Annotated in this window: 11 protein-coding genes; 7 read left to right on the top strand and 4 right to left on the bottom strand. The window is 74.4% G+C overall.

The window, feature by feature from the left end; all coding sequences use genetic code 11:
- Positions 1 to 61: 61 nt before the first annotated feature.
- The 4 genes from CCO02nite_RS05305 to CCO02nite_RS05290 all read right to left on the bottom strand — a co-directional run bounded on the left by CCO02nite_RS05305 (position 62) and on the right by CCO02nite_RS05290 (position 4,103).
- Positions 62 to 859: a putative F420-0 ABC transporter ATP-binding protein gene (locus CCO02nite_RS05305; RefSeq protein ID WP_146842010.1), complete on the bottom strand. Its 798-nt coding sequence runs from the start codon at positions 857 to 859 to the stop codon at positions 62 to 64.
- 1 nt (position 860) lies between these two features.
- Positions 861 to 1,898: a putative F420-0 ABC transporter permease subunit gene (locus CCO02nite_RS05300; RefSeq protein ID WP_146842008.1), complete on the bottom strand. Its 1,038-nt coding sequence runs from the start codon at positions 1,896 to 1,898 to the stop codon at positions 861 to 863.
- Entirely contained in the window at positions 1,895 to 2,929 is a 1,035-nt protein-coding gene (locus CCO02nite_RS05295) for a putative F420-0 ABC transporter substrate-binding protein (RefSeq protein ID WP_246117359.1), read from the bottom strand. Before CCO02nite_RS05295 ends, CCO02nite_RS05300 begins: the two co-directional genes overlap by 4 nt.
- Positions 2,930 to 3,074: 145 nt before the next feature.
- Complete coding sequence (locus CCO02nite_RS05290) at positions 3,075 to 4,103, bottom strand: glycosyltransferase family 4 protein (protein ID WP_281284570.1); 1,029 nt, start codon at positions 4,101 to 4,103, stop codon at positions 3,075 to 3,077.
- A gap of 215 nt (positions 4,104 to 4,318) precedes the next feature.
- On the opposite strand from CCO02nite_RS05290, the gene CCO02nite_RS05285 reads away from it, so the two are divergent.
- From CCO02nite_RS05285 to CCO02nite_RS05255, 7 genes are all read left to right on the top strand, one after another.
- Complete coding sequence (locus CCO02nite_RS05285; RefSeq protein WP_146842006.1) at positions 4,319 to 5,446, top strand: glycosyltransferase; 1,128 nt, start codon at positions 4,319 to 4,321, stop codon at positions 5,444 to 5,446.
- Between the two features lie 56 nt (positions 5,447 to 5,502).
- On the top strand, positions 5,503 to 6,501 hold the full coding sequence (locus CCO02nite_RS05280; RefSeq protein WP_146842004.1) for a glycosyltransferase: 999 nt from the start codon (positions 5,503 to 5,505) through the stop codon (positions 6,499 to 6,501).
- Positions 6,498 to 8,048 (top strand): glycoside hydrolase family 130 protein, encoded by a 1,551-nt coding sequence (locus CCO02nite_RS05275; protein WP_246117357.1) that lies wholly within the window; start codon positions 6,498 to 6,500, stop codon positions 8,046 to 8,048. Before CCO02nite_RS05280 ends, CCO02nite_RS05275 begins: the two co-directional genes overlap by 4 nt.
- A complete protein-coding gene (locus CCO02nite_RS05270; RefSeq protein ID WP_222593139.1) occupies positions 8,045 to 8,452 on the top strand; it encodes a cupin domain-containing protein in 408 nt (135 codons plus the stop codon). The genes CCO02nite_RS05275 and CCO02nite_RS05270 overlap by 4 nt, the downstream gene beginning before the upstream one ends.
- Before the next feature lie 75 nt (positions 8,453 to 8,527).
- Positions 8,528 to 9,280 carry an SDR family NAD(P)-dependent oxidoreductase gene (locus tag CCO02nite_RS05265; protein ID WP_146842002.1) on the top strand — a complete coding sequence of 251 codons (753 nt, stop codon included), beginning with the start codon at positions 8,528 to 8,530 and terminating at the stop codon, positions 9,278 to 9,280.
- Between the two features lie 102 nt (positions 9,281 to 9,382).
- Positions 9,383 to 11,161 carry an ABC transporter ATP-binding protein gene (locus CCO02nite_RS05260; protein ID WP_246117356.1) on the top strand — a complete coding sequence of 593 codons (1,779 nt, stop codon included), beginning with the start codon at positions 9,383 to 9,385 and terminating at the stop codon, positions 11,159 to 11,161.
- Entirely contained in the window at positions 11,158 to 12,927 is a 1,770-nt protein-coding gene (locus CCO02nite_RS05255) for an ABC transporter ATP-binding protein (RefSeq protein ID WP_146842000.1), read from the top strand. The genes CCO02nite_RS05260 and CCO02nite_RS05255 overlap by 4 nt, the downstream gene beginning before the upstream one ends.
- The last annotated feature ends 10 nt before the right edge of the window (positions 12,928 to 12,937 follow it).

Raw genomic sequence — 12,937 nt, 5'->3', positions numbered from 1 at the left:
GCCCGACCGCCCCGCGAGCCGGTCGGAGGACCGGGCCGCGGATGAAGTCCGAGAACAGCCCTTACCCGCGCGGACCCGGTCGTCGGTCAGGGGTCGCCCTGCCCCAGGCGATCAGGGGGCGGCCCGTGCGGGGGTGGGTCAGGACGTCGGCCTGCACACCCCAGACCTCGTGGATCAGGTCGGCGGTCAGCACGTCCGTCGGGGGCCCGGCCGCGACGAGTCGGCCCTGCGCGAGGACCAGCACGTGGTCGCAGAACGTCGCCGCGAGGTTGAGGTCGTGCAACGCGGCGATCGTCGTCGTGCCGTCGGCGCCGAGCCGGTGCACGAAGTCGAGCATCGAGAGCTGCGCGGCGATGTCGAGGTGGTTCGTCGGCTCGTCGAGCAGGAGCAGCGCGGGCTGCTGGGCGAGCGCGCGCGCGACATGCACGCGCTGGCGCTCGCCGCCCGAGAGCTGCGCCCACGGGCGGTCGGCGAGGTGCGTGGCGCTCGCCGACGCGAGCGCGACGTCGACCGCGCCCGGGTCGGGGTCCGCGCCCCACGCCGAGCGGTGCGGGATGCGCCCGAGCGCGACGACCTCGCGCACGGTCAGGGGCAGCGCGCTCGACGAGTCCTGCTCGAGCAGCGCGATCCGTCGCGCCCGCTCACGGCGCTCGACGTCGTGCACCGCACGCTCGTCGAGAAGGACGGCGCCGGCCTCGGGGGCCAGCAGGCCCGCGACGAGCCGCAGCAGCGTCGTCTTGCCCGCGCCGTTGGGCCCGAGCAGGCCGGTCAGCGCGCCCGACGGGGGAGTCGCGACGACGCCGTCGACGACCCAGCGACCGCCGAGCCGCACGCCCAGGCGCTCGATCCGCACGTCCACGTCAGGCCCCCCAGGTCCCGGCCCGGCGCCGCAGCAGCACGACGAACACGGGCACGCCGACCAGGGCCGTCACGACGCCCACGGGTAGCTCGCGCGGGTCGAACAGCGTGCGCGCGATGGTGTCCGCCCACACGAGGAAGACGGCGCCGGCGATCGCCACGGACGGCAGCAGGCGCCGGTGCAGCGGTCCGCTGAGCGCGCCGACGGCGTGCGGCAGCACGAGCCCGACGAACCCGATCGACCCGCTCACGGCGACCATCGCCCCGGTGAGCAGCGCGACCAGGACCAGGAGCGTCCAGCGCGTGCGCTCGACGTCGATCCCGAGCGACGCGGCCGCGGTGTCGCCGAACGCGAACGCGTCGAGCCGCACGCCCTGGGCGAGCACCACGCTCCCGACGACGACGACGGCCGAACCGGCGATCGCGACGGACTGCCAGGTCGCACCGGCGAGCGACCCCAGCAGCCACGTGAGGATCTCGCGGTAGGAGTCTCCGGTCGCGGTCCAGAAGATGACGAGCGACGTGCCCGCCGCGCACAGCTGGGCCACGGCGACGCCCGCGAGCACCGCGCGTCCGGGTGTGAGCGTCCCGCCGACCCGCGCCAGCGTGAGCGTCACGACGAGCGCGAGCAGCGCGCCCGCGAAGGCCGCGACGGGCAGCAGCAGCGACACGCCCAGGACGAGCACCGCGACGGCCCCGAGCGACGCACCCGACGACAGCCCGAGCAGGTACGGGTCGGCGAGCGGGTTGCGCGTGAGGCTCTGCATCACGGCGCCGGCCAGCGCGAGGCCGGCGCCCACGCACGCGGCGGTGAGCACGCGCGGCAGCCGCAGCTCCCACACGATCGCGTCGTGCAGCCGCGGCACGGGCGCGACGTCGAGGCCCAGGTGCCCCGCGATCGAGCGCGCGACCTCGCCGACCGACAGGTCCGCCGGCCCGATCGCCACCGTGACCAGCAGGGTCACGACGAGCACGCAGAGCCCGGCCGCGACGAGCGGTCCCGGCCGGACCCGCCGCGCGGTGTCGACGTCGGTCGTCATCCCAGGCCGAGCTCCGCGAGCTGCTCGTCGAGCGAGACCACGGCGTCGGCGTTGCGCACGCCCGCCTCGGACGCGGCGAACGGAACGACGAGGTAGCGCCCCTCGCGCACCGCGGTCAGGGCCGCGGTCGCCGGGTTCGACGCGAGGGACTCCTTCTTGTGCTCGGCGGTGTTCCACGACGAGTCGACGAGCACGATGACGTCCGGGTCGGCCGCGACGACCTGCTCCCAGCCGACCGAGGTCCACGTGTCGTGCACGTCCGCCACGACGTTGGTCAGGCCCGCGGCGTCCATGAGCATCTGCGGCGCGCCGATCCCGGCGCCCACGTAGGGGGTGTCGGTGCCCGACGACCACCACAGCGCGCTGACCTCGTCGGACGGCCGCTGTGCGGTCGCGAGCGTCGCCTGCATGTCCGCGACGACGTCGCGGGCGACCGCGGGAGCGCCGAAGACGTCACCGGCCTCGAGCACCTCGTCGTACACGTCGTCGAACGTGAGCGGGTCGGGCATGTAGCCCGGCTCCTTGCACGCGGACGGGGACACGTACGTGCCGATCCCGAGCGCGGCCAGCGACGCGCGCTCACCGACGCCGTCGGCCGAGAAGTTCGACTCCCAGCCGCCGTAGACGAAGTCCGGCTCGACCTCGAGCAGCGCCTCCTGGCCCGGCACCTTGTCGGACAGCACGGGCACGTCGGCGGCGGCTGCCGCGTACTCGTCGGGCACGGGTCCGTCCGAGAACGCGGTCCCGACGAGCCTGTCGGCGAGCCCGAGCGCCAGCATCATCTCGGTGGTCGACGACTTGATCGTCACCACGCGCTGCGGGGCCGACTCGACGGTGACCGAGGTGCCGCAGTTGTCCACCGTGACGGCGGACGGCGCGGCCTGCGACGACGTGGCCGTCGGCGACGACGACGCGGGTTCGGCCGTGCCGGCGCAACCGGCGAGCGCGACCAGCAGTGGTCCGACGAGCAGTGGTCCGACGATCAGTGGCGCGCCGAGCAGGGCGCGGCGCGGGTGGGACGACAGGGTCACGAGAGCTCCGGTGCAGGGTGACGGGCGCCGCGCACGCCGGTGGGCGCGGAAGTGGGCGGGGCCGGCGCACGTCGCACCGTGGAGGGCCGGCCCAGTCGGGGCCGACGCGACCCGGTCACGGTCGAGCCGGGTTCCAGGCGCCACCCTAACCCAGTGGTCTCACGCGTCGGCTGTGCGGCCCGCGCGGCCCGCGCGCCACGACGTCCGCGAACAGCCGCTCGTAGTCGTCGACCATGCGCCCGGACGAGAACCGCGCGACCGCGTCGGCGCGGCACGCCGCCCGGTCGGTCGCCCCGACGCCGCCGACCGCGGCGACGGCCTCCGCGGTGCTCGAGACCAGGTGGCCCGAGACGCCCGGTCGGATCAGCTCGGGCATCGACCCGCGCGCGTAGGCGATCACGGGCGTGCCCGTCATCAGCGACTCCACGACCGACAGCCCGAACGGCTCGTCGAAGTCGATGAGGTGCAGCAGCGCGCGTGCCCCGCCCAGCAGGCGGTCGCGGTCCCGTGGCCCGACCGGACCGACGCAGCGGACCCGGTCGCCGTCCACGTGCGGCTCGACCTCGCGCCGGTGGTACTCGGCGTCGTGGACCACCCCGGCGATCACGAGCGGCAGCCCCGCGCGGCGGGCGACCTCGATCGCGGTCGCGGTGCCCTTGTCCGGGTGGATCCGGCCGAGGAACAGCAGGTAGCCGCCGTCGCCCGCGCCCGGGGAGAACGCGTCGACGTCGATGCCGTGGTGGATCGTCGCGTCGTACGTGAGGTCCGGGTGGCGATCGGCGTCGCTGATCGACACGTAGTGCGCGACGTCGTCGTAGGCGCGGTACACCGGGACGATCCGCTCCGAGGAGAAGCCGTGCACGGTGGTCACGACGGGTGTCGTGGTGAGTCGGCTGAACACCAGCGGCAGGAAGTCGAACTGGTTGCTGATGACGTCGAACCGGTCCGCGCGCTCGAACACGGCGGCGATGTGCAGCGCCTCGGCGACCTTGGCGTCGACGGAGGCGTCCTCCTCGTAGCCCGCGGGGGCCTCGGCGTGCAGGCGCGCGGCGGTGATCGAGTCGGCGGTGGCGAACAGGGTCACCTCGTGGCCGCGGGCGACCAGGCCCTCGGTGAGCGTGGCCGCGACCTGTTCCCACGGCCCGTAGTCGCGCGGCGGGACGCGGTGCGCGATCGAAGCGAGAACGGCGACTCTGACGACGGCCTCCCGGGGTCGGGCCGAGCGTACGCCGCCCGTCGCGCTGGTAGGCTCGGGGCGATCTCGTCGGACGTTCGTCGTCCAGGCGACCCGGCGCCGGATGTCACGGCGCCCCCGGGGACGCGGCCTTCTCTCTCGCACCGTGGACGGCAGCACACACGCTGCGTGCAGGTACCAGGGAAGAAGTCCCGATGAGTGTCCGACTCGGAGTTCTGTCGACCTATCCGCCCACCCCGTGCGGGATCGCCACCTTCAGTGCGGCCTTCGTCGAGCACCTGCTCGGTGCGGGCGCCGACGTGGGTGTGGTCCGGCTCGTCGACGAGCCGCAGCCGCCGACGGCGCAGGTCGTCCACCAGTGGGTGACCGGCCAACCGGGTGGTGCGGGCGCGGCGGCCGCGGCGCTCGACGACCACGACGTCGCGCTCGTGCAGCACGAGTACGGGATCTTCGGCGGCCCCGACGGCCAGGACGTGCTCGACGTGGTCGCGCGGGTACGCGTCCCCGTCGTGACGGTGCTGCACACCGTGCTGACCCGGCCGACGGCGAACCAGTACCGGGTGCTCGCCGGGCTGGTCAGCCGGTCGGCGGCGCTGGTCACCATGACGGTGACCGCCAAGGACCGCCTCGTCGCGGGCTGGGGTGTGGACCCGTCGCTGGTCACGGTCGTCCCGCACGGCGCCGTGGACAACCGGGCCCCCGCCGCGACGACGACCGCGCACCGTCGCCCCACGGTGCTGACGTGGGGGCTGCTCTCGGAGGGCAAGGGGATCGAGTGGGCGCTGCTCGCGCTCGCCGAGCTGCGCGGGCGCGCACCGCTGCCGACCTACCTCGTCGTCGGGCAGACGCACCCGCGCGTGCTGGAGCGCGAGGGCGAGGCGTACCGGGACCGGTTGACGAAGCTGACCCGCGACCTGGGTCTGTCCGCGTCGGTCCGGTTCGACGGTCGGTACCTGTCCGGCCCCGAGCTGCGCGCCGTGGTCCGGAGCGCCGACGTGGTGCTGCTCCCGTACGACTCGAGCGAGCAGGTCACCTCGGGTGTGCTCACCGAGGCGGTCGCCGCGGGCCGGCCGGTCGTCTCGACCCGGTTCCCGCACGCCGTCGAGCTGCTCTCGAGCGGTGCCGGGCTGCTGGTCCCGCAGCAGGACCCGTTCGCGATCGCCGCGGCGCTCGAGCAGGTGCTCACCGTCGACGGCGCGGCGGAGTCGATGGCCGCCGAGTCGCACCGGCTGGCCGCCGCGCTGCTGTGGCCCGCGGTCGCCGAGCAGTACCTGGACGTCGCGGCGAGGGTGCAGCACGCGGCGCTCGCGGCCGCCGTCTGATGGCGTCGGCCACGGCGGCCCCACCGGCCGCCACACCGGGCGCCCAGGGGCGCACGGTGGTCCTGGGCCAGCTGGTCCGACTGTCGACCTCGACGGGGCTGTACGAGCACGCGCTCGGCACGGCGCCGCGCACCGAGCACGGCATGTGCGTCGACGACGTGGCGCGCGCCCTCGTCGTGACGGCCCGGATCGCCGAGCCGGACCACGAGGTCGCCGCCCTGACCCGCACGTACCTGTCCTTCGTGCGTGCGGCGCAACGTCCCGGCGGGTTGGTGCACAACCGTCGCAGCCCGGACGGGACCTGGCTGGACACGCCGTCGACCGGCGACCACTGGGGGCGGGCGTTGTGGGCCCTGGGCACCGCGGCCGTGCACCTGCCGCACGGCCCGCTCGCGGACGACGCGCGCGCGGGCGCGTCCGACGCGACGGACGCGCGGTCGTCGTACCCGCGCGCGACCGCCTACGCCGCGCTGGGCGCGGTCCAGCTGCTGCGTGCGGACCCGTCCGACGAGGGTGCGCGGCGGCTCCTGCAGGACGCCCGCGACACGCTCGGCCGCCCGCTGACCGACGCGCGCTGGCCGTGGCCCGAGCCCCGGCTCACGTACGCGAACGCCGTGCTGCCCGAGGCGATGCTCGCCGTCGCCCACCTGCTGGGCGACGACGACCTGCTCGCCGACGGACTCCTGCTGCTGCAGTGGCTGGTCAGCGAGCAGACGGTCGACGGTCGGCTCTCGGTGGTGCCCGCAGGTGGCCGGGGACCGGACGACCTCCGGCCCGGCTTCGACCAGCAGCCGATCGAGGTGTCGGCGCTCGCGGAGGCCGGCGCGACCGCGCTGCGCGTCACCGGCGAGGCCCGCTGGGCGGTGCTCGTCGAGCGGTGCGTGGCCTGGTTCGAGGGCGCCAACGACTCCGGCGTCCCGGTGCGCGACGCGGCGACCGGCGGCGGGTTCGACGGCCTCGAGCGTGACGGGGTCAACCAGAACCAGGGCGCCGAGTCGACGCTCGCCTGGCTGGCCTGCGCCCAGCTGTCCTCGACGGCCGTGGTCGCCCCGTGACGCACCCGGGCGACGGGGGGTCCGGCAAGCCGTGGGTGCGTCGCACGGCCCACGTGCTGCGCCCCGATCCCGACCGTGTCCTGGCCCGCCTGTTCCTGCCGGGCCAGGAGATGGTGACGTCGGGCGAGTCGCGGTCGGCGGCCGTCATCGCGCGCGTCCTGGCGCTTGCCGACGACGAGGTCGAGCGCGAGCTGCTGGACCTCACGACCGACTTCGGGCACCGCCATCACGACCTCGAGGCGACCTGGGACCAGCACTTCGGGCTCGTCCGGCACCGGCTGCCGCACGCCGAGCGGCTGCCCGCGCACCGGCGGCGCCTCGTCGGCGCGTACTTCACGCAGGAGTACGCCGTCGAGTCGACGGCGCTGTTCAACCCCTCGATGGTCGCCCACCCCGACCAGGACGGGCTGCCGTCGGGCTCGACGCGTTTCGTCATGACGGTGCGCGCGGTCGGCGAGGGGCACGTCTCCAGCCTCGAGCTACGCACCGGCACCGTCGATGCCGCCGGCGCGATCGAGCTCGACGCACCTCCCGCGCATGCCCGCGTGCCGGTCGTGACCGAGCCGCGGTTCGCGCGCGCGGCCTTCGAGCACCAGCTCGACGAGGACCCCGACGGCGATCGTGCCAATGCGGACTTCGTGCTCGACGCCCTCGGCCTCGAGTTCGGCCGGGCCGAGCTCGACCTGGCCTACGGCGAGCTGCGCTCGCAGCGGCTCACCCGCGGGTCGGCGCTGCGCACGATCGAGCGCTTCGAGCGGATCGCCCGCCGCAGCTACGAGGTCACCTTCCCGCCGGACTCGGCGCTGCGCGAGCGGATCCTGATGCCGCAGGGCGCGACCGAGAGCCACGGGGTCGAGGACGTGCGGATGGTGCGCTTCGAGGCATCCGACGGTCCGCCGACCTACCTCGGCACCTACACCGCGTACGACGGCCGGGACATCGCGATGCAGCTGCTGAGCACGCACGACTTCGCGCACCTGACGAGCCGTCCGCTCAGCGGACCCGGGGCCCGCAACAAGGGGCTCGCGCTGTTCCCCCGCCAGATCGGCGGCCGCTACGTGGCCCTGTCCCGAGCCGACCGCGAGACCAATGCGATCACCACGTCCGACGACCTGCTGTGGTGGGGACCGCCGGCGGTCGTGCAGCGTCCCGAGCGGGCGTGGGAGCTGGTCCAGCTCGGCAACTGCGGGCCCCCGGTCGAGACGGAGCGCGGCTGGCTCGTGCTCACCCACGGTGTGGGACCGATGCGCACCTACAGCATCGGAGCGCTGCTGCTCGACCTCGACGATCCGACGCAGGTGGTCGGACGACTCGAGCACCCGCTGCTCACCGGGACGGGCCAGGAGCGTTCCGGCTACGTGCCCAACGTCGTGTACTCGTGCGGCGCCATGCGGCACGGGCGCTCGCTCGTCGTCCCGTACGGCAGCAGCGACACCGCGACCCGCTTCGCGATCGTCGACCTCGACCCTCTGCTCGACACGCTGTGCCGCCGGGCGGCCGCAGTCACCAGGCAGGACCACGCACGCGTCGCCGGAGGAGCATCATGACGATCCACGTCGGAGCACACGCCCACTTCTCGCCCGGAACCATGCAGGACAAGCCGTGGGGTCACGAGCACATCTATGCCGAGGGCGAGCACGGCTACGTCGGCAAGCTGCTCGTCGTGCGCGTGGGCGAGCAGCTCAGCCTGCAGTACCACGTCGAGAAGGACGAGACGATGCTCGTCGTCTCCGGCGAGGCCGTGATCGAGCACGGCGAGTCCGTCGAGCGGCTCGTCTCGCACCGGCTGCGCACCGGCGACGTGGTGCATCTGCCCGCCGGTGTGCTGCACCGGCTCACCGCCGTGAGCGACGTGGTGCTCGCGGAGTCGTCCAGTGCGGCGCCGGGCTGGCGGGACGACGTCGTGCGGCTGCAGGACCGTTACGGTCGCGAGGCCACCTCCCGGCCCTGATCAGGGCGACGTCGGCACCAGGAGAGCTCTCGCGTACCGTGTCCACGACGATCCGGTCGAACGAAGGAGCCTCCTGTGACCGCCACCCGCCGCGCCGTCGTCACCGGCGCGTCGTCCGGGATCGGCGCCGCCACGGTGCGCCGGCTGCGCGCCGACGGCTGGGACGTGCTCGCGACCGCGCGCCGGGCCGACCGGCTCGAGGCGCTCGCGGCTCAGACCGGCGCGCAGGTGCTCGCCGCCGACGTGACCTCCGAGCAGGACGTCGCCGCGCTCGTCGCGCACGTGCGGGCGACCGGGGGCGTGGACGCCGTGGTCAACAACGCGGGCGGGGCGCTCGGCCAGGACACCGTGGCGGACGGCGACCTCGAGCAGTGGCGCGCGATGTACGAGCTCAACGTGCTCGGGACGTTGCGCGTGACGCAGGGGCTCCTGCCGCTGCTGCGCGAGCGCGGCGCGGGGGACGTGCTGGTCGTGACGTCGACCGCCGCGCACGACGCCTACCCCGGCGGCGCGGGCTACGTGGGCGTCAAGCACGCCGAGCGGATGCTGGCGACCACACTGCGCTGGGAGCTGGTGGGCGAGCCGATCCGGGTGATCGAGGTGGCCCCCGGTGCGGTCGCGACCGAGGAGTTCTCGCTCGTGCGCTTCGGCGGGGACGTGCAGCGTGCCGCGAAGGTCTACGAGGGGTACCAGCCGTTGGTCGCGGACGACATCGCGGACGCGATCGCGTGGACCCTGTCGCGGCCGGCGCACGTCAACGTGGACCTGATGGTGGTCCGTCCGCGCGCGCAGGCGAACAACACGACGATCGCGCGGACCGGGGTCTGACGCGACGTCTCCCGCCGCGGGGACGGTGAACAAAGGTCATTACCTCTGGTCACTAGTTGGACGCCTGACGCACGTGTCGGTATGCGTTCGTAGGGTGGTCCGGTGCCCACCTCCACGACCGCCGTGCTGCTGCGACTGGTCCGGTGGGCGCGACCCGCGCTGCCGCGCATCGTGCTCGGCGGCCTCACCGCTCTCGGGGCGAGCCTGCTGGCGCTCGCGGTCCCGCAGGTGCTCGCGCACGTCGTGGACGGCCCGCTGCTGACCGACGGTTCGCGCGGGGCGGTCGTCGTGGCGGCGGGGCTCGTGCTGGTGCTCGGGCTCCTCGAGGCCTTCCTCGTCTGGTGCCGCCGCGCGCTGATCGTCACGCCGGGCACGTTCGTCGAGCTCGACATGCGCTCGGACCTGTTCCGGCACCTGCTCGACCAGCCCGCCGAGTTCCACGACCGGTGGTCCGGCGGTCAGCTCCTCTCGCGCTCGATGTCGGACCTCGGCACCATCCGGCGCTGGACCGTGTTCGGGCTGGTCATCATGTGCGTGAGCGCGACGACGGTGGTCGTCGGCGTGGTGCTCATGCTGTGGACCGCCCCCGCGCTCGGGGCCGTGTACCTGGTGGGTGCGGTGCCGATGATCTGGCTCGGCTTCCGGTTCCGCGAGGACTACAAGGTCGTCGCGCGCCGCGCCCGCGAGCAGGCGGGCGACCTGGCGACCGCGGTCGAGGAGTCCGTGCACGGCATCCGTGTGCTCAAGGCGTTCGGTCGGGGTGACGACGCGCTCGACGAGTTCGTCCGCCAGGCCGACGAGCTTCGAGAGACGGAGCTCCACAAGGCGCGCACCCAGTCGCGCGTGACGCTCGCCCTCGGGGCGATCCCCGAGGCCGTGCTGGCCGTCTCGCTCGCGGTCGGCGTCTCGCTCGCCGCCGCCGGCCGGCTGTCCGTCGGAGCGCTCGTCGCCTACTTCGCGACCGCCGCCGTGGTCAACGCGCCCGTGGAGCGGCTCGGCCAGCTGCTCGCGATGACGCTCGACGCGCGCGCCGCGACCGAGCGCTATCTCGAGGTGATGGACACCGTGCCGTCGTTGACGGACCCGGCCGAGCCGGTGCACCTGCCGCCGCGACCGGAAGCCGGCTCGCGGGTCGAGCTGCGCGACGTGCGGTTCACGCACCCTCGTTCGGGTCGCGAGACGCTCGCCGGGATCGACCTCGAGCTGCGCGCGGGGGAGACGACCGCGCTCGTCGGGCTGACCGGCAGCGGCAAGACGACCCTGCTGCAGCTCGTGCCCCGGTTCGTCGACGTCACGGCGGGAGCCGTCCTGCTCGACGGGGTCGACGTCCGGGACCTCTCGCGTGGCGAGCTGCGCCGCGCGGTCGCGGTCGCGTTCGAGGACCCGGTGCTGTTCTCGGCGTCGGTGCGCGAGAACGTGCTGCTGGGCGTGGACGACCTGCCGCCGGTCGAGGCGGACGAGCTCCTGCGACGCTCGCTCGACGTGGCCCGGGCCGGGTTCGCCCGCACGCTGCCGGACGGCCTGGACACCGTCATCGGCGAGGAGGGGCTGAGTCTGTCCGGCGGGCAGCGCCAGCGCATCGCGCTCGCCCGCGCGATCGCGGTACGGCCGCGCGTGCTCCTGCTCGACGACCCGCTCTCGGCGCTCGACGTCGCGACCGAGGCCGACGTCACCGCTCGGCTGCGCGCCGAGCTCGTCGGCACCACGACGCTCGTCGTCGCCCACCGGCCCTCGACCGTCGCGCTGGCGGACCGCGTCGCGGTGCTCGAGGACGGGCGCATCACCGGCGTCGGCACGCACGCCGAGCTGATGGCGCACCACCCGCACTACCGCCACGTGCTCACGGCCTCGGCCGCCTCCCACCAGCTGGTGACGCCGTGACCGACGACTCCCGCGCCGTGCGGCGGCGCTCGCTCGCGCTGCTCGGCTCGCTCCTGGCGCCGGTCGCGGCGCCGGCGTGGGCGACCGTCGTGCTCGTCGTGCTCGCACAGCTCGCCGCGGTGGCCGGGCCGCTGCTGGTCGCCTACGGGATCGACTCGGCGCTGCCGCTTCTCGACGAGGGTGGCGACGCGCGCCCCGTCGTGCTCGCCTCCGCCGCGTACCTGGTGCTCGCGGTCGCCGGCGGGCTGCTGGCGGCGGCGGTCGTGCGCGCGTCGGCGCGCGTGAGCCAGTCGGTGCTGCTCGACCTGCGCGGGCGGCTGTTCCGGCACACCCAGCGGCTCAGCCTCGAGTTCCACGAGCGGTACACGTCGGGCCGGATCATCTCGCGTCAGACCTCGGACACCGACGCGCTGCGCGAGCTGCTCGACGGTGGCGTGACGACGCTGGCGTCCAGTGCGTTGGCGATGGTGTTCACGGCGGTCTCGCTCGCGGTGCTCGACTGGCGCAGCGGACTGGTGCTGCTCATCGCGGTCGTGCCCGGCGTGATCCTGACCCGGTGGTTCCAGCTGCGCTCGCAGCGCCAGTACCGGCTCAACCGCACCGCCGCGGCGCGCCTGATCGTGCGGTTCGTCGAGACCATGACCGGCATCCGCGCGGTCCAGGGCTTCCGACGTGAGGAGCGTTCGGCGCGCGAGTACGACGAGGCGGCGGAGGTCTACCGCGGCACCTCGGCGGCTGCGATCCGCGTCAACGGCGTGTTCGACACCGGCCTGACGCTGATCGGCAACACGACCGTCGCGGCGGTGCTGCTCGTCGGCGGCCTGCGCGCGTTCGAGGGCGACCTCGCGGTCGGCGTGCTCGTGGCCGCGGTGCTCTACGCGCGGCGGTTCTTCGCACCGCTGGCGCAGATCGGCATGTTCTACAACTCGTTCCAGTCCGCGGTCGCGGCGCTCGAGAAGCTCTCGGGGCTGCTCGCGGAGGAGCCGACCGTGCCGGAACCGGCGCACCCGGTCGCGCTGGAGCACCCGCGTGGTGACCTGCGGCTGACCGGCGTCGAGTTCGGGTACGGCTCCGGGCCCGTCGTCCTGCCGCGGCTCGACCTGCACGTCCCGGCCGGCCAGTCGGTCGCGCTCGTCGGGGAGACCGGGGCGGGCAAGTCGACGATCGCCAAGCTCCTCGCGCGGTTCTACGACGTGCGCGCGGGTGCGGTGCTGCTCGACGGCATCGACGTGCGCGAGCTCGACCCGCTCGACCTGCGCCGCGCCGTCGTCATGGTGACCCAGGAGTCGTACCTCTTCTCGGGTTCGGTCGCGGCGAACATCGCGCTGGGCCGGCCCGGCGCGTCCCGGGCCGAGATCGAGGCGGCGGCACGCGCGGTCGGCGTGCACGACGTCGTGACCGCGATGCCGCAGGGGTACGACACGCCGGTCGACAAGCGCGGCGTGCGGCTGTCGTCGGGTCAGCGACAGCTCGTCTCGTTCGCGCGTGCGTTCCTGGCCGACCCCGCCGTGCTCGTGCTCGACGAGGCGACGAGCTCGCTCGACGTGCCCGGCGAGGCGCTCGTGCAGCGCGGTCTGCGCACGCTGCTCGCCGGGCGCACGTCGATCGTCATCGCGCACCGGCTCTCCACCGTGATGGGGGCCGACCGCGTGCTCGTGGTCGACGCCGGCCGCGTGGTCGAGGACGGTGCGCCCGACGAGCTCGCGGTCGGCGATGGCCGGTTCGCGGACCTGCATGCCCAGTGGCGGGCCAGCCTGCTGCGCTGAGCACGGTGCT

The organism is Cellulomonas composti (assembly GCF_007990245.1).
GTDB lineage: Bacteria > Actinomycetota > Actinomycetes > Actinomycetales > Cellulomonadaceae > Cellulomonas > Cellulomonas composti.
Note: the sequence above shows the minus strand (reverse complement) of the source record. Positions and strands in the feature narration are given on the sequence as shown.